The organism is Streptomyces sp. CB01201 (assembly GCF_002803085.1).
GTDB classification, from domain to species: Bacteria; Actinomycetota; Actinomycetes; order Streptomycetales; family Streptomycetaceae; genus Streptomyces; species Streptomyces hundungensis.
On the sequence record NZ_NNBJ01000022.1, the window covers coordinates 1 to 15,303 of the forward strand.

A 15,303-nucleotide genomic window follows, 5' to 3' on the forward strand; every position below is an offset into this window, starting at 1 on the left:
ACTGCGCATCAGTCAACGGCACACCCAAACCAACGACCGCCTGATCCAAACGAAATGGCCTAGTGGGGCCGGCTCCAGCTGGCCTGGACGGTCTTGCCCTGCTGGTGAGGTATCACCCTGAAGTCGGTGGCCAGCCGGCGGACGATGCCCAGCCCGAAGCCGCCCCCGCCATCGGGGTCCCCGGGGCGGGGGACGGGCGCCTCGTTGCTGTGGTCGCGTACCGCGGCCACGAGCTTTCCCCGTCGCTGGTCCAGGTGGAGGTGCCAGGGCCCACGGGTGTGACGTATGGCGTTGCCGAGCAACTCGGCCACCACGAGGACGACTTCGTCGGGGTCGACCCACGGGCACATCGCACGACAGTAGTGCGCCGTGGCTCTGCGGGCGGCCGATGGGCCGATCTGCGAAGAGTTGAGGGTCAGCATCGATCCGGAACGCTCCCGTCTGGGCACAGGTCTGTACGCCTCCCTTTGCCCCGCTCTCGAAGGAGGCAGGCGGCTGTCCCGTCAAGAGGGACGTTTTCGTGCCGAATGGGGACCTGGGTCTCCGTCCTTGGTGACCAACGGCAGGGAGTCGGCCCCGTCCGGTCGGTGCGGGGCGAGCGCGTCGGGCGCGAAGGCGGGTCAGGTGAGCGCGTTCCCGCGCAGTACGAGGAGGGCCACATCGAGAACGGCCAGGAGCAGGGTGGCTGCGAACGGCAGGCGGCTGCGGGTACCGGAGCGCGGGGGCAGCGCGATGGCCGCGGCCGGCGGGGCTGCCGCCGCGAGGCCGGCCCACTCCAGTGGGCCGAGTGGCGTCGCAGGGCCGAGGACGAGGACGGCCGAAGCAGCCAGGAGTGGGACGGCGGCCATGAGGCGGGCCCGGCGTGCGCCCAGGCGTTGGGGCAGTCCGCGCACTCCGGTGGTGAGGTCGTCCTCGATGTCCGGCAGGACATTGGCGGCGTGTGCGCCGACGCCGAGCAGGGCTCCGGCCGCCATGGCCCAGGCAGGAGGCCACGGGTGATTGGGCAGCCCGAGCGTGACGACGGCGGGCAGCAGTCCGAAGGCGGCGGCATACGGCAGCCAGGACAGCCGAGTGCGCTTGACGCCGAGGTTGTACGACCAGGCCGACGCCACACCGGCCAGATGCACGCCCCCCGCCGCCGGACCGTTGGCCAGCGAGAGCGGAACGCACAGCGCCAGCGCGCAGAGGGCGGCCGTGGCCACCGCGCGGGGTGTCACCGTACCGACCGCCAGAGGTTTGTCGCTCCTGCCGCTCGCGATGTCACGGCGCAGGTCGGCGCGGTCGTTGCACCAGCCGACCGACAGCTGGCCGGTGAGGACGGCCGACGCGGTCAGGGCCGTGCCGCCGGGGCCGCGCCCGACGCTCGCCGCGAGCGCGGTGGCCACCAGGGTGACGGTGAGCGCGGGCCCCGGGTGCGAGGCCGCCAGCAGCCCGAGGAGGCGGCCGCCCGAGCCGGAGCGCGGTGTGGCGGCAGGGGTCGCGGTGGAGTGCACGGCCCCGAGCATAGAGGCCGCCCGACCTGCCGCACATCAGCCCAATTCCTAACTTCCGTGTGATTCGCTCTTATTCTGGCCGAATGACGCAAATCGCCGCTGTCCACGGGGTGCTCCCGCCCCACCGGTACCAGCAGGCCGAGATCACCGAAGCGGTCGCGGCGATGTGCCTGCCGCCGGGCGCCGACCGCGGTGTACTGAGGCGTTTGCACTCCAGCGCCGCGGTCTCCACCCGGCATCTGGCGCTGCCCCTCGACCGGTACGCCGAGGTGACCGGATTCGGCGAGGCCAACGACCTCTTCATCGAAACCGCCCTCGAACTCGGCGAGCGGGCGATGGTCGCCGCCCTGGCGGAGGCCGGCCTCGCCCCGCACGACGTGGACCTGGTGATCTCCACCTCGGTCACCGGGCTCGCCGTACCGTCCGTCGAGGCGCGGCTGGCCGCCCGGCTCGGGCTGCGCACCGATGTGAAACGCGTACCCGTCTTCGGGCTCGGCTGCGTCGCGGGCGCCGCCGGTCTGGCACGCCTGCACGACTACCTGGACAGCAGGCCGGACCAAGTGGCGGTACTGCTCTCGGTCGAACTCTGCTCGCTGACCCTCCAGCGGCGGGACGACTCCGTACCGGGCATGGTGGCAGGCGCGCTCTTCGGGGACGGCGCCGCCGCACTGGTGGCGGTCGGCAAGGATCATCCGCGCGCTCGCGAACAGGCGGGGCCGCGGGTGGTCGCCACGCGCAGCCGCCTGTATCCGGGCACCGAGCGTGCTCTGGGCTGGGACATCGGCGACAGCGGCTTCGCCGTGGTGCTCGGCGCCGAACTGCCGGACCTGGTGCGGCTCCACGTCGGCGAGGAAGTGCGGTCCTTCCTCGCCGAACACGACCTCAAGCCCGCGGACGTCACCGGCTGGGTATGTCACCCCGGCGGCCCCAAGGTGCTGGAAGCACTCGACGAGACCCTCGCGCTGGACGCCCGCGCGCTGGACCTCTCCCGTCGTTCCCTGGCCGAGGTCGGCAACCTCTCCTCCGCCTCGGTCCTGCACATCCTGCGCGACACGCTCGCGCTGCGTCCGCCGCCGCCCGGCAGCGCCGGACTGCTGCTCGCCCTGGGGCCGGGCCTGTGCTCCGAACTCGTTCTGCTCCGCTGGTAGGCCCACATGAACCCGTACACCGTTCTGATCCTGCTGGTCGCCGGGGAGCGACTGGCCGAACTCGCCGTCGCACGACGCAACTTGACGTGGAGCCTCGCGCGCGGCGGGGTGGAATTCGGGCGCGGACACTACCCGGCGATGGTCCTCCTGCACACCGGGCTCCTCCTCGGGTGTCTCGCCGAGACCCAGCTCGCCCCTCGCGGCTTCCTGCCGGCCCTCGGCTGGCCGATGCTCGCGCTGGCACTCGGCGCGCAGGTGCTCCGGTGGTGGTGCATCACGACCCTGGGACCGCGCTGGAACACCCGGGTCGTCGTCGTGCCCGCCCTGCCACTCGTCACCGCGGGCCCCTACCGTCTGCTCAAGCACCCCAACTACCTCGCCGTCGTCGTCGAGGGCGTCGCCCTGCCCCTGGTCCACTCCGCGTGGCTCACCGCCCTGTGCTTCACCCTGCTCAACCTTCCGCTGCTCGCGACCCGGCTGCGCTGCGAGACGCTCGCCCTCCGGCGCTGTGTCCCGGAACCGGCGTGATCGACCTGCTGATCGCCGGCGGCGGCCCCGCCGGTCTCGCCACCGCCATCCATGCCGCTTCGTCCGGCCTCGATGTGGTGGTCGCCGAACCCCGAACCGCTCCCATCGACAAGGCGTGCGGAGAGGGCCTGATGCCCGGCGCCGTCCGAGCCCTGCGCGAACTGGGCGTCGAGTTGCCGGGTCGGCCCATCCACGGCATCCGGTATCTGGACGGTGAACGCCTCGCCGAAGCCAGATTCCGGGAGGGGCCGGGCAGGGGCGTACGGCGAACGGCGCTGCACGAGGCCCTGTCCCGCCGGGCGGCGGATCTCGGAGTGCCCGTCCTTCCCCTCCGGATCGGCGCGGTGCACCAGGACGCCCACGGCGTCAGCGCCGCCGGTCTGACCGCCCGCTACCTCGCCGCCGCCGACGGCCTGCACTCGCCCGTCCGCAGACAGTTCGGTCTGGAGCGCGCCGACCCGCGGCCGCCCCGCTACGGTCTGCGCCGACACTTCACGATGGCGCCCTGGACCGACTGCGTGGAAGTCCACTGGTCGCCGCGGTCCGAGGCATACGTCACACCGCTGGCCCCCGACCTGGTCGGCGTGGCCATCCTGACGAGTCAACGGGCGCCCTTCGACGAGCAGTTGGGCTCCTTTCCCGCCCTGGCCCGACTGCTCCGCCCGTATGCCGCGTCACCCGTGCGGGGCGCCGGACCACTGCGCCGGCGCGTACGGGCCCGCGTCGCCGGCCGCGTGCTGCTGGTCGGAGACGCGGCCGGCTACATCGACGCGCTCACCGGCGAGGGCATCTCCCTCGCGTTGGCCGGCGCGGCCCACCTGGTGCGGTGCGTACGCGCCGACCGGCCACAGGACTACGAACAGGCCTGGCACCGCGCCTCCCGGCGCTACCGCCTGCTGACCGAGGGGCTGCTCCGCGCACGTTCCCACCCACGCCTGGCCCCGCACATCGTGCCGCTGGCCCGCCGCCTGCCCGCGGTCTTCTCCCATCTGGTCAACCAACTCGCCTGAGGGTGGTTCGACCCGGAACACAGGGGCTTGTGCAGGTGTGACGCGGAAGCCCCGGGCAGCGGTATTCACCCCCGTATCGCGCTGTGCGCACTGCGTGTGCCGTTGCCGATGCACAGCGCGTCCGGGTAACGAGTCCGACAGGGCTGACGCAGTAATTCAGGGGAAGACGATCAACGTCATGTCCACGCCCCGTCTGGAAGGTGAGCTGCCCGACCCACTCCGTCCCTGCCCACCCGCCGCTCAGGCTCCCTGGAACGGCGGTTCTCTGAGATTGCGACAACTCTGTGTCCCGACGATCGTTGCGCACGGCCCCCACGCCGCCGCTCGACCCCGCCAACCCCACCGCTACCCGGCCGAGCCAAGAGCCACACATCCCGGCATCCGAGGCATCAGGGGCATCCGCGACCCATGCGTCGCCGCCCCTGAACGAGCGGGAGGTCGCGCTGATCCGTGCGGGTCTCGCCGTGGTCGAACCGCAGGCCGGCGAGGTGACGGTGTACTTCTACGCCATCCTCTTCGCCCGCTATCCCGAGGTCCGCGCGCTGTTCCCCGCCGACATGGACGTCCAGCGCGACCGTCTGCTGCGAGGGCTGCTGCGCATCATCGAGCTGGTCGACGACCCGGAGAACCTTGTCCGGTTCTGTGCCCTTCTGGGGCGGGACCACCGCAAGTTCGGGGCCCTGGAGGGGCACTACCCGGCCGTGGGAGAGTGCCTGCTCGCCGCACTGGCCCGGTACGCCGGCCCCAACTGGACGCCAGAGATGGCAGCCGCCTGGACGAAGGCGTACACCACCGCGGCCGGCGTGATGGTGCAGGCGGCCGAGGAGGACAGCCGAGTGCGCCCCGCCGTCTGGCGGGCGCAGATCGTCGGTCATGTGCCGCGCGGAAACGGCATCGCGGAAATCACGGTGCGGCCCGAATTCGCCTACCCCTACACCGCGGGTCAGTACGTCAGCATGGAGACGCCCTGGAGACCCTTGGCCTGGCGCCATTACTCCGTGGCCAACGCTCCCAGGCCGGACCACACTCTCACCTTCCACGTCCGTGCCGTGCCCGGAGGCGTGGTCAGCAACTCCCTGGTGTACCGCGCGGCCGTCGGTGACATCGTCAAACTCGGGCCGCCACAGGGTGCCATGGCCCTGGAGGCCGCCGAGGACCGCGACCTGGTGTGTGTGGCCGGCGGCACCGGACTCGCCCCCATACGCGCCATCCTGGAACAGGCCGCGCACACCGGCATACGCCGCTACGTCGATCTCTTCGTCGGCGCCCGCACCGCGGAGGAGCTGTACGGCCTGGACGACATGCTCCGCATGGCACAGCGCCATCACTGGCTGTCGGTCCGCGCCGCCGTCTCCCACCAGCACATCGTGGGCAGGGAAGGAAGCCTGCCGCAGGTGCTGCGCGAGTTCGGGCCCTGGGACCAGCACGAGGCCTTCCTGTGCGGGCCGCCCGACATGGTCACCTCCGCCGCCCACAACCTCATGCGCGGCGGTGTTCCCCCGTTCCGGATCCACCACGACCCGCTCGACGTCCCCGTTCTGAACACCCCTCTCGCCCCAGTGCGCGATCCCCAGGAGAACCCAGCGCTGTGAACAGCCCCCACGCCATACCCACCCCGGGCGAGCGTGCGCTCCAGGCCCACCTCGGCACCGCGGAGCGTGCGAACTCGTTCTACTCCCGTCAGGTGCATCCCGGACTGACCCCGCAGATGCGGGACTTCGTCGCGCGGCAATCCATGGTGTTCCTCTCCACCGCCGACGCCGGCGGCCGCTGCGACTCCAGCTTCAGAGCCGGGCCGCCCGGCTTTGTCACGGTCCTGGACGAGCGCACGCTGACCTACCCGGAATACCGCGGCAACGGTGTCCTGGCCAGTGCCGGCAACATCGCGGAAAACCCCCATGTCGGGCTGCTGTTCATGGACTTCACCCACCACCACATAGGGCTGCACGTCAACGGGACGGCCGGCCTGCTGGCCCCCGGCGACCCGCGGATCGCCCACGCCCCGGTCCCTTTCGACTCCGCCCCCGGGCGCCAGCCCGAGCTGTGGATCCACATCACGGTGCACGAGGCGTACGTTCACTGCTCGAAGCACATCCCCCACCTCGAACCGGCCGCTCGCCCTCCGCGTGACCAGTCCGACCAACGCCCCAAGGACAGCGACTACTTCGTCGCCCCGGCCGTCGCCCCGGCCGTCGCCCCGGCCGCCGGCCTGTCCGACCTGCTGACCGCGGGCAACCAGAACGGTCCTGTCGCCTACGACCCCCGATACCCGCGATGACGTCACCTCCGGGACGCAGGACGGACCGGGCCGCCCCGTCGTGGGGCTGAAATGACGTCGTCGCAAAGGGAGTTGTGTGCAATGATCTCGGCTCGTTCAGGCGGTGCCGAGGGGGGCTCATGCGTACGTTGAGGATGATGGGTGTGGTCGCGGTGTTGCTGGCCGCGGTACCGGGGTGTGGCGGCGGGTCGGCCTCGGCCCGGTCCACCCCGGACGCGGCATCCACGGTGAGCCCGACGGGAGCCGGAGCCGCCGACTGCGCCGCCGTGCGCGAGCGTTGGAACAAAGCCCTGGAGGCGGGGCTCCCCCTCCTGCGAAGGGGCCGTCCGTGATGAACGAGAACACGACGAAGTCCCTGGAAGCGGCCTCGGAGATCATGAACGCGAGTCCGACTTGCTTTTCGGACTGGGATGTCCAGGCTCTCAAGGAGACCATGGAGTTCGGCAAGAAGGCGGGAGCCGCCCTGGCGTCGAAGCGGCCCACCCCGTCACCCTGACTTCGCGGGGCGGGAGTCGCATGGGTCGGTCGCGCGGACGAGGACGCGGCCCCGAGGGCAGAGCACGCCGGACCCGATGTACGGAGTCGTCGTAGCATTAGGCACACTTTGCTCTTTATAGACCTATGCGAACTACCAGAGGATGGCTGACGCATGATCACGCTGACGAAGGAAACCGGGCCGGCGGACCTGGACGGGGTTACGCATCTCTCCCTCGGTGTGTCCTGGGACCCCACAGCCGGCAGCAGCGGCGGGGTGGTTGGGATGCTCCGCCGCAAGACGGGCACCGACCTCGACCTCATCGCCATCGCCATGCAGGGCGCGGACCCGGTGCGTCTTGCGGGTCTCGACTCCCTGGACCCCATGGGCAACGGCTCCGTGGTTCACAGCGGCGACAACCAGACCGGTCGCGGCGACGGCGACGACGAAACCGTCACGGTCGAGTTCGCGCGGGTGCCCGCCAACATAACCTCGATCGTGTTCGTCGCCGCCGCCTTCAAGAAGGGCAGCTCCTTCCAGAAGGCCCGCAACATCAGCTTCAAGGTCTACGACGCGACCGGCGGCAGCTCGCAGCAGGTCGCCGACATCTGGCCCAGCCTGCTGACCCAGGACAACGGTTGCGCCGTGGCGAAGGCCACTCGGGACGGCGCCTCCTGGAAGCTCGAAGTGATCAACGTGACGGGGAAGATCAAGCAGGGCGACGAGCACGCGCTGATGCGGTTCGCCGTCAGCAAGTAGCCCGTCGGCAGCCGGCTCGGCGCGGGAAGCTCCAGCCGGTCGGGGCTCCAGCCGGTGGGAACTCCAGCCGGTCGGAACTCCAGCAGCAAGTGGCTTGTTCTCGCCCGGGTAGCGGAACCGTGCCCGGGCGGGGTTTCCCCGAGCGACGGCGGACACGCCTTCGGCCAAGCGCCCTCTTCAGCCCGTGCCGGGAGACACTCGTTCGGCCCGCTCGGGACAGGGGCACCCGGAGCAAGCCGAGGGAGAGCCGTTCATGACCACGTTCCCCACCGCGCGAAACATCAGGACCACACCGGAAGGCATCCTGTGGGAGCCCGGCGAACGCTGGGTCCGGGGCCGCAAGGGCGAGGTCACCGTTGTCGACAGCCGGCACCCCGTCCTCGTCTGGGAGCCGGACGTCCCCGTCCCGCTGTACGCGTTCCCCCGCGACGAGGTCCGCCAGGATCTCCTGCGCCCGGCGAAGAACCCGCCCACGGGTACGCATACGGGATCGCGCGTCTTCTACGACCTCGAAGCCGAGGGCCAGTTGACGGAGAACGCGGCCTGGACGTTCCCCGCCGACGACCTCGCCGGCCACATCGCCTTCGAGTGGTTCAGCCGCGTCGGCCGCGGCCTCGACCACTGGTACGAGGAGGAGGAAGAGATCTTCGTCCACCCCCGCGACCCGTACAAGCGCGTGGACGCACTGGCGAGCAGCCGGCATGTGACGGTCGAGATCGACGGCACGGTCGTGGCCGACACCCACCGCCCGGTGCTGCTCTTCGAGACCGGACTTCCCACGCGCTACTACCTTCCGCGGGAGGACGTGCGCCTGGACCTCTTCGAACCGACCGACCACAGCACGGGGTGCCCCTACAAGGGCACCGCCGAGTACTGGTCGTGGCGCGGCGAGGCCGACGTGCCGCCGAACATCGCCTGGACCTATCCGGAGCCGCTGCCCGCGGTGGGCGCCGTCCAGCGCCTCGTCGCCTTCTACAACGAGGCCGTCGACATCACCGTGGACGGTGAACGACTGGCGCGCCCGGCCACGGTGTTCAGTAGGACACTGTCGACGCCACCCGCTCCGTGAGCCAGGCGCACCGGACGGTCAACGGACCGCGTCCGGCACGTCCGGCGCGGGCCTAGACCGCGCGCCGGAAGGCGGGGTGCTCGCCGAGCCGTCGCACATACGCGTCGAGCCGAGGGGCCGCTTCGAGCAACTCGGCCCGGTCTTCGAGATGGACAAGAGCCACCCACAGGTCCACGTCCGCGGCCGTCAACTCCTCGCCCAGCGCGAAGGACCGCCGGGCGAGACGGCGATCCAGCAACCGCAGCGCGGCCTGCCGTGCCGAGGGCCGCGCGGCGGACGTGACATCGCGGTCGATCAGGGTGCGCAGGGCCTCGATGTCCGCGATCAGGTGCGACGGCCGCAGCCGGGCTACCCCGTCTCCGGCCTCGCCCGCCAGGGGGCCCGAGAGGTCGCGGAGGATGTCGGGCGTGTGGTTGCTGACGATCCGGCCGCTCCAACGGTCGCGCAGCGCGGGCGCCGTCAACGGTCCGTCGTAGTGGTACCCCGTGGTTTCGTAGGCGCGGCGCAGCGCGGCGTAGCCCTCGGGGGTCGCGGCGGGGGAGGTCAGGAGCGTCGTGGCGACCGAGTCGCGCAGACCGAGCAGGTCGAGGGTGATCGCGATGCGCTGCGAGCGGGGACAACTCCCGCACAGGAAAAGGTCGTAGCGCCGTGGTGCGGGATAGAAGCCACCGGCCGCACCGACACCGATCCGGCTGCGGAAGCGACGGGCGTGCGGCGAAGCCACCGCCACCCTGGGCCTCGGCCCCGGAGCGGGGGCCGAGGCCTGACAGCCGGTGGACGCGCCAGTGCGGGAACTGCGGGAAAATGTCTCGGGCATGACTCTCCCTGGGAATGAGGCGCCACTGCGGCCATCAGCGCATCAGCGGCTGGATGCGGGGCGGCGTCGCTGGTCGGGGACGATCCGGATCGCGGGGACGGTCCCGGATCAGTAGGCGCTGGAGACGCGCAGAAGATCGATGTGCAGGCGCCTGGTCAAGCCGCTCCTCGGCATGTCCACCCGCCTCATCCTCGGGGCTCGCGAGACGCGAGACCACGCTTGCCCCGCCGTGCAGGCGGGACCCGGTCGTCACCCGGGGCACCCCGTCGCGGTGGAAGGGTTGCCTGTCAGCGGGCCGGGGCCGATGACCACGGGAGCGGGTGAACCCGCACTGTGGGCGCTGACAATCGTGACCGTCCACGCCAGTTTGAGCGGGCTTCGCGAAGCCGTCAAGAAGGCCGACGAGCGGTCTCAACTGGTGGCCCGTACATTGACATTCCCCCGATTGCCTGCCTACCTTTCGCGAACGACGTGATGCCCTCGGGCCCGTGGAAACGGGTCGGCAGATGTACCTGCGGGGCCGGAGAAGTGACGGTGACAGTGATGCGCGCAGCTGATGGGACGGCCGCCCGGCGGTGCCCCGGCCGCATCCCGCTGTGCACGGACCGCTGCGTCGATCTGCTGCGCGTCAGCAGCGCGCTGTGTACGCAGCCGAGCAGCGCCCTCCGCTGAGCCCGACCGTTCCATCGAGTCCCTGACGCCCACCGCCCACGCGGTGCGGCTGTTCGCGCTCGACCCCTCGGAACCCCGGACGTCCACGCGTCATCGCAGGTCCCCTCGCCGTGTTCCGCCCGGCAGGGGCCCTGCCGCGATCCCGATACGGAGACCCGCACCGCCATGTCCACCAGCGTGTACCCCGCTCCACCGGCCGGCCCGGAATCCCGGCTGACGGAACCTCATGTCCTGGACAACGCCGCCTGGGCGGCGCTGACGGGCCCGCAGGCCCACCTCGCCGAGCGCCACGGCAGGGCCGCCCGCTTCCCCACCGACGTCTCGCCCTTCACCGCCCTGGCGGACCCCACCGACGCCCGCGCCTGGGACGACCTGGCCCTGCTGGTCGGACCAGGTGCCCTCACACCCGTGACGGCGGTCAGGACCGTGCCGGACGGCTGGGAAATCGAGCAGAGCGGTGAGGGCGTCCAGATGGTGGCCACCGCGCTGCGCGACGCGCCCGCGCCCGAGGCCGTGCGGCTGGGTCTCGCCGACGTCCCCGAGATCCTCGAACTGATCGCGCTGACCAGGCCGGGCCCCTTCCTGCCCCGTACCGTGGAACTCGGCACCTACCTCGGACTCCGGGAGGACGGGCGGCTGATCGCGCTGGCCGGGGAGCGGCTGCGGCCGCCCGGCTGGACCGAGATCAGCGCCGTCTGCACCCACCCGGACCACCGCGGCCGGGGCCTGGCGACCCGGCTCGTCCGCGCCGTGGCGCGCGGCATCAGAGAACGCGGCGACACCCCCTTCCTGCACGCCGCCGCGAGCAACACCAACGCCATCCGGCTGTACGAGTCGATCGGCTTCACCCTGCGCCACCGCACCCGGTTCCTGCTCGTCCGCGCACCGGGCGGCCCCGTGGAACCGCTCGGACATGACGGACAAGAAAGAGCCGAACTCCGGGAAGAAAAAGCGTAGTTGTGTCGTTGGAATCGTCGAAGCGCACGCGGTGCCCCATCGGGAGACCGTCGGCGCGAGGCCGGCAAGGAACCCGGGTCCACCGGGCGGAAGGGGCGGTGAGCCAGGTGGGTACGCCGTCCCGTCGCCCTGCCGCCGAGCCGGCCCCGCGCCGCCTCCACCTCTACTCCCGGCACCACATCGACCTGCTGCGCGTCGCCGGCGCGCTCTGTCGCCCCTGACGTTCCTCCACGGCCACGCCCCACGCACCGGGGCGGGCTTCCTCGTACGGATCTTCAGGAAGGCGTCACCGCCGTGACCTCAACTCCCTCCCCCCTGCACCTCGCCGTCGCGCTCGACGGCACCGGCTGGCACCCGGCGTCCTGGCGGGAGCCGGTGTCCCGGCCCCGGGACCTGCTCACCGCCCGATACTGGGCCGACCTCGTCGCGGAGGCCGAACACGGGCTGCTCGACCTGGTGACCATCGAGGACGGTCTGGGGCTCCAGTCGTCCAAGCCCTTCGGGCCCGATGACCGCACCGATCAGGTGCGGGGCCGCCTGGACGCCGTGCTCATCGCCGCCCGCATCGCGCCACTGACCCGGCACATCGGCATCGTGCCGACGGTGGTGACCACCCACACCGAGCCGTTCCACATCTCCAAGGCGATCGCCACGCTCGACTATGTGAGCACCGGCCGCGCCGGCGTCCGGGTGCAGATCGGCCCGCGCCCCAACGAGGCCGCGCACTTCGGCCGCCGGACCCTCCCGTCGCTGCCGGTCGGGGGCTACAACACCCCCGAGGGGCAGAAAGTGGTGCGCGGGCACTTCGACGAGGCGGCCGACTATGTGGAGGTGGTCCGCAGGCTCTGGGACAGCTGGGAGGACGACGCGGAGATCCGGGACGCGGCCACCGGGCGGTTCATCGACCGCGACAAGCTGCACTACATCGACTTCGAGGGCGAGCACTTCAGTGTGAAGGGCCCCTCGATCACCCCGCGTCCGCCGCAGGGGCAGCCGATCGTCAGCGCGCTGGCCCACGGAACCATCCCGAACCACCTGGTGGCCAGGGCGGCCGACATCGGCTATGTCACCCCGCACGACAGCGACCAGGCGCGCGCGATCGTCGCGGAGATCCGCGCCGAGCAGGCGGCCGCGGGACGCGCGGACGAGACCGTCCATGTCTTCGGCGACCTGGTGGTCTTCCTCGACGAGGACCCCGCGGCGGCCGCCGCCCGCCGGGAGCGGCTAGACGCCCAGGCGGGCGAGCCGTACACCAGCGACGCGCGCATCTTCACCGGCACGAGCGGACAACTGGCCGATTTGCTCCAGGAGTTGCAGCAGGCGGGGCTGTCCGGCTTCCGGCTGCGCCCGGCCGTCGTCGGCCACGACCTTCCCGCGATCACCCGGGGTCTGGTGCCCGAACTCCAGCGCCGCGGCGCCTTCCGCAGTGCCTACGAGGCCGACACCCTGCGAGGGCTGCTCGGACTCGCCCGTCCCGCCAACCGCTACGCCGCCACCACCGCCTGAGCCGGACGGAGACCGCACGACATGAGCAAGCCCCTGAAGCAGATCCATCTGGCCGCCCACTTCCCCGGCGTCAACAACACGACCGTGTGGAGCGATCCGGCCGCCGGCAGTCATATCGAGTTCAGCTCGTTCGCGCACTTCGCGCGGACCGCCGAGCGCGCCAAGTTCGACTTCCTGTTCCTCGCCGAGGGCCTGCGTCTGCGTGAACAGGGCGGAAAAATATACGACTTGGATGTGGTGGGGCGCCCCGACACATTCACCGTCCTGGCCGCGCTGGCCGCCGTCACCGACCGCCTCGGTCTGACCGGCACCATCAACTCCACCTTCAACGAGCCCTACGAGGTGGCGCGCCAGTTCGCCAGCCTCGACCACCTCTCCGGGGGTCGCTCGGCCTGGAACGTGGTCACGTCCTGGGACGCCTTCACCGGTGAGAACTTCCGCCGCGGCGGCTTCCTGCCGCAACAGGAGCGCTACTCGCGGGCCAAGGAGTTCCTGGAGACCACCAACCAGCTCTTCGACTCCTGGCGCGGTGACGAGATCCTCGCCGACCCGTCCACCGGTACCTTCCTGCGCGACGCGAAGGCGGGGTCCTTCGTTCACACGGGCCAACACTTCGACATCCACGGCCAGTTCAACGTGCCGCGCTCTCCGCAGGGCCGCCCCGTGATCTTCCAGGCGGGAGACTCCGAAGAGGGCCGCGAGTTCGCCGCGTCGAGCGCCGACGCCATCTTCAGCCGGTACGCCACGCTGAAGGAGGGCCAGGCCTTCTACACCGACGTCAAGGGGCGCCTGCCCCGCTACGGCCGCGACCGTGACCAGCTGCTGATCCTGCCCGCCGCGAGCTTCGTCCTCGGCGACACCGACGCCGAGGCCGAGGAGATCGCCCGGGAGGTGCGCCGGCAGCAGGTGAGCGGGGCCACCGCGATCAAGCACCTGGAGTTCGTGTGGAACCGGGATCTGTCCGGGTACGACCCGGAGGGCCCGCTCCCCGACATCGACCCCGACCTCGGCGAGCACACCGTCGCCCGCGGGCGCGCCCAAGTCCGCATGTACCGAGACCCGTTGGCCACGGCCCGCGAATGGCGCGAGCTGGCCGAGGCCAACAAGTGGTCGATCCGTGACCTGGTCATCGAGACCGGCAACCGGCAGACCTTCGTCGGTTCGCCCGCCACCGTGGCGGACACCATCGACGACTTCGTACAGGCGGACGCGAGCGACGGCTTCATCCTCGTCCCGCACATCACCCCGGGCGGCCTGGACGCCTTCGCCGACCAGGTCGTCCCGCTGCTCCAGGAGCGGGGTGTCTACCGCACCGCCTACGAGGGCACCACGCTGCGCGACCACCTCGGCCTGGCCCACCCCGACGGCCGGCCCGACGTCCGGTCCGCGTCATGAGCTCCGGCATCCCCCTCGGCATACTCGACCTGGTCCCGATATCCTCCGGGTCCACGGCCACCGAGGCGCTGCACAACTCCATCGACCTGGCGCGACAGGCCGAGCGACTCGGCTACACCCGTTACTGGTACGCCGAGCACCACCTCAACCCGGGCGTCGCCGGCACCTCGCCCGCGGTCGTCCTCGCCCTCACCGCCGCAGCCACCTCGACCATCCGGATCGGCTCCGGAGCCGTTCAACTCGGCCATCGCACGGCCCTGTCCACGGTCGAGGAGTTCGGCCTCGTCGACGCGCTGCACCCCGGCCGACTCGACCTCGGGCTCGGCCGCTCCGGCGGCCGTCCACCGGGAGCCCCGGCCGCTCCCGTCCCCGGCGCGACCCCGGTGATCGACGGGCGCGCCCCGAACGGGCTGCGGATCCCGCCCCGGTTCTCGTTCGCGCACCTCCTGGGCTCACCCCGGGTCGCGCTCCAGCGCAAGCTGCTCCTGCTGCCCGGCGCGGAATCCCAGCCGTACGGGGAACAGATCGACGACGTCCTGGATCTGCTCGCGGGCACCTACCGTTCCGCGGACGGCATCGAGGCACACGTGGTGCCGGGAGAGGGTGCCGACATCCAGGTGTGGATCCTGGGCAGCAGTGGCGGGGAGAGTGCCGAGGCCGCGGGCCGCAACGGCCTGCGGTTCGCGGCGAACTACCACGTCAGCCCCGGTACGGTGCTGGAGGCGGCCGAGGGGTACCGGGCCGCGTTCCAGCCGTCCGAGGCCCTGGACGAGCCGTACCTCACGGTGTCGGCCGATGTCGTCGTCGCCGAGGACGAGGAGACCGCCCGCGAACTCGCCACCGGCTACGGGCTCTGGGTCCGCAGCATCCGGACGGCGGAGGGCGCGATCCCGTTCCCCACACCCGACGAAGCGCGCGCCCACACCTGGTCGGAGGCGGACCGGGCGCTGGTGCGCGACCGGACCAAAACGCAGTTCGTCGGCTCCCCGGGCAGCGTCGCCGACCAGCTCACCCAGCTCCAAGAAGCCACTGGAGCAGACGAGTTGCTGATCACCACCATCACGCACGACCACAAGGACCGGGTCCGGTCGTACGAGCTGCTGGCCGAGGAGTGGCGCAAGAGGTGAGTTCGCAAGGGGATGAGTCCGCGGTGCGAGCCCCGGGCCATCGGCAACGCCGTTGGCCCGGGGGACGTG

General features: G+C 71.4%; 18 protein-coding genes and 1 riboswitch. Of the genes, 14 read left to right on the forward strand and 4 right to left on the reverse strand.

What is annotated here, in order from left to right:
* Nucleotides 1-59: 59 nt before the first annotated feature.
* Together CG740_RS33465 and CG740_RS33470 are read right to left on the reverse strand one after the other, a co-directional pair.
* The gene (locus CG740_RS33465; RefSeq protein ID WP_100579071.1) at nt 60-422 is read right to left on the reverse strand and encodes an ATP-binding protein; all 363 of its coding nucleotides are present in this window, start codon (nt 420-422) and stop codon (nt 60-62) included.
* 198 nt (nt 423-620) lie between these two features.
* Nucleotides 621-1,493, reverse strand: coding sequence for a UbiA family prenyltransferase (locus tag CG740_RS33470; RefSeq protein ID WP_234376633.1), 873 nt, complete (start codon nt 1,491-1,493; stop codon nt 621-623).
* Nucleotides 1,494-1,576: 83 nt separating this feature from the next.
* On the opposite strand from CG740_RS33470, the gene CG740_RS33475 reads away from it, so the two are divergent.
* From CG740_RS33475 to CG740_RS33505, 8 genes are all read left to right on the forward strand, one after another.
* Nucleotides 1,577-2,641 (forward strand): type III polyketide synthase, encoded by a 1,065-nt coding sequence (locus CG740_RS33475; RefSeq protein ID WP_100579073.1) that lies wholly within the window; start codon nt 1,577-1,579, stop codon nt 2,639-2,641.
* Nucleotides 2,642-2,647: 6 nt separating this feature from the next.
* Nucleotides 2,648-3,169, forward strand: coding sequence for an isoprenylcysteine carboxyl methyltransferase family protein (locus CG740_RS33480; protein WP_100579074.1), 522 nt, complete (start codon nt 2,648-2,650; stop codon nt 3,167-3,169).
* Entirely contained in the window at nt 3,166-4,179 is a 1,014-nt protein-coding gene (locus CG740_RS33485; protein ID WP_100579075.1) for an NAD(P)/FAD-dependent oxidoreductase, read from the forward strand. The genes CG740_RS33480 and CG740_RS33485 overlap by 4 nt, the downstream gene beginning before the upstream one ends.
* Before the next feature lie 464 nt (nt 4,180-4,643).
* The gene (locus CG740_RS33490) at nt 4,644-5,771 is read left to right on the forward strand and encodes a globin domain-containing protein (RefSeq protein ID WP_234376634.1); all 1,128 of its coding nucleotides are present in this window, start codon (nt 4,644-4,646) and stop codon (nt 5,769-5,771) included.
* On the forward strand, nt 5,768-6,457 hold the full coding sequence (locus CG740_RS33495) for a pyridoxamine 5'-phosphate oxidase family protein (protein ID WP_100579077.1): 690 nt from the start codon (nt 5,768-5,770) through the stop codon (nt 6,455-6,457). The genes CG740_RS33490 and CG740_RS33495 overlap by 4 nt, the downstream gene beginning before the upstream one ends.
* 331 nt (nt 6,458-6,788) lie before the next feature.
* A complete protein-coding gene (locus tag CG740_RS39960; RefSeq protein WP_159030465.1) occupies nt 6,789-6,953 on the forward strand; it encodes a hypothetical protein in 165 nt (54 codons plus the stop codon).
* Between the two features lie 153 nt (nt 6,954-7,106).
* Nucleotides 7,107-7,691: a TerD family protein gene (locus CG740_RS33500; RefSeq protein ID WP_100579078.1), complete on the forward strand. Its 585-nt coding sequence runs from the start codon at nt 7,107-7,109 to the stop codon at nt 7,689-7,691.
* A 253-nt stretch (nt 7,692-7,944) separates the two neighbouring features.
* Nucleotides 7,945-8,760, forward strand: a complete 816-nt coding sequence (locus CG740_RS33505) for a DUF427 domain-containing protein (protein ID WP_100579079.1) — start codon at nt 7,945-7,947, stop codon at nt 8,758-8,760.
* Between the two features lie 52 nt (nt 8,761-8,812).
* On the opposite strand, the gene CG740_RS33510 is transcribed toward CG740_RS33505, so the two are convergent.
* Both CG740_RS33510 and CG740_RS42010 read right to left on the reverse strand, forming a co-directional pair.
* Nucleotides 8,813-9,484, reverse strand: a complete 672-nt coding sequence (locus tag CG740_RS33510) for a glutathione S-transferase C-terminal domain-containing protein (RefSeq protein ID WP_159030466.1) — start codon at nt 9,482-9,484, stop codon at nt 8,813-8,815.
* A gap of 201 nt (nt 9,485-9,685) precedes the next feature.
* Complete coding sequence (locus tag CG740_RS42010; RefSeq protein WP_351968519.1) at nt 9,686-9,766, reverse strand: putative leader peptide; 81 nt, start codon at nt 9,764-9,766, stop codon at nt 9,686-9,688.
* 21 nt (nt 9,767-9,787) lie between these two features.
* Nucleotides 9,788-9,932: riboswitch (SAM riboswitch) on the reverse strand.
* A gap of 188 nt (nt 9,933-10,120) precedes the next feature.
* On the opposite strand from CG740_RS42010, the gene CG740_RS41655 reads away from it, so the two are divergent.
* From CG740_RS41655 to CG740_RS33530, 6 genes are all read left to right on the forward strand, one after another.
* Nucleotides 10,121-10,249, forward strand: a complete 129-nt coding sequence (locus CG740_RS41655) for a hypothetical protein (protein ID WP_267895434.1) — start codon at nt 10,121-10,123, stop codon at nt 10,247-10,249.
* Nucleotides 10,250-10,414: 165 nt separating this feature from the next.
* On the forward strand, nt 10,415-11,206 hold the full coding sequence (locus tag CG740_RS33515) for a GNAT family N-acetyltransferase (protein ID WP_100579081.1): 792 nt from the start codon (nt 10,415-10,417) through the stop codon (nt 11,204-11,206).
* A 98-nt stretch (nt 11,207-11,304) separates the two neighbouring features.
* Complete coding sequence (locus tag CG740_RS41660; RefSeq protein ID WP_267895435.1) at nt 11,305-11,427, forward strand: putative leader peptide; 123 nt, start codon at nt 11,305-11,307, stop codon at nt 11,425-11,427.
* A 73-nt stretch (nt 11,428-11,500) separates the two neighbouring features.
* Entirely contained in the window at nt 11,501-12,712 is a 1,212-nt protein-coding gene (locus tag CG740_RS33520) for an LLM class flavin-dependent oxidoreductase (protein ID WP_100579082.1), read from the forward strand.
* Between the two features lie 21 nt (nt 12,713-12,733).
* Nucleotides 12,734-14,107, forward strand: a complete 1,374-nt coding sequence (locus CG740_RS33525) for an NtaA/DmoA family FMN-dependent monooxygenase (protein WP_100579083.1) — start codon at nt 12,734-12,736, stop codon at nt 14,105-14,107.
* The gene (locus CG740_RS33530; protein WP_100579084.1) at nt 14,104-15,234 is read left to right on the forward strand and encodes an LLM class flavin-dependent oxidoreductase; all 1,131 of its coding nucleotides are present in this window, start codon (nt 14,104-14,106) and stop codon (nt 15,232-15,234) included. Before CG740_RS33525 ends, CG740_RS33530 begins: the two co-directional genes overlap by 4 nt.
* The last annotated feature ends 69 nt before the right edge of the window (nt 15,235-15,303 follow it).

Excerpts from the sequence above, each read along its gene's own strand:
- CG740_RS33465 (WP_100579071.1), bottom strand. The coding sequence starts at position 422 with ATGCTGACCCTCAACTCTTCGCAGATCGGCCCATCGGCCGCCCGCAGA.
- CG740_RS33475 (WP_100579073.1), top strand. The coding sequence starts at position 1,577 with ATGACGCAAATCGCCGCTGTCCACGGGGTGCTCCCGCCCCACCGGTAC.
- CG740_RS33480 (WP_100579074.1), top strand. The coding sequence starts at position 2,648 with ATGAACCCGTACACCGTTCTGATCCTGCTGGTCGCCGGGGAGCGACTG.
- CG740_RS39960 (WP_159030465.1), top strand. The coding sequence starts at position 6,789 with ATGAACGAGAACACGACGAAGTCCCTGGAAGCGGCCTCGGAGATCATG.
- CG740_RS33500 (WP_100579078.1), top strand. The coding sequence starts at position 7,107 with ATGATCACGCTGACGAAGGAAACCGGGCCGGCGGACCTGGACGGGGTT.
- CG740_RS33505 (WP_100579079.1), top strand. The coding sequence starts at position 7,945 with ATGACCACGTTCCCCACCGCGCGAAACATCAGGACCACACCGGAAGGC.
- CG740_RS42010 (WP_351968519.1), bottom strand. The coding sequence starts at position 9,766 with ATGAGGCGGGTGGACATGCCGAGGAGCGGCTTGACCAGGCGCCTGCAC.
- CG740_RS41655 (WP_267895434.1), top strand. The coding sequence starts at position 10,121 with ATGCGCGCAGCTGATGGGACGGCCGCCCGGCGGTGCCCCGGCCGCATC.
- CG740_RS33515 (WP_100579081.1), top strand. The coding sequence starts at position 10,415 with ATGTCCACCAGCGTGTACCCCGCTCCACCGGCCGGCCCGGAATCCCGG.
- CG740_RS33525 (WP_100579083.1), top strand. The coding sequence starts at position 12,734 with ATGAGCAAGCCCCTGAAGCAGATCCATCTGGCCGCCCACTTCCCCGGC.
- CG740_RS33530 (WP_100579084.1), top strand. The coding sequence starts at position 14,104 with ATGAGCTCCGGCATCCCCCTCGGCATACTCGACCTGGTCCCGATATCC.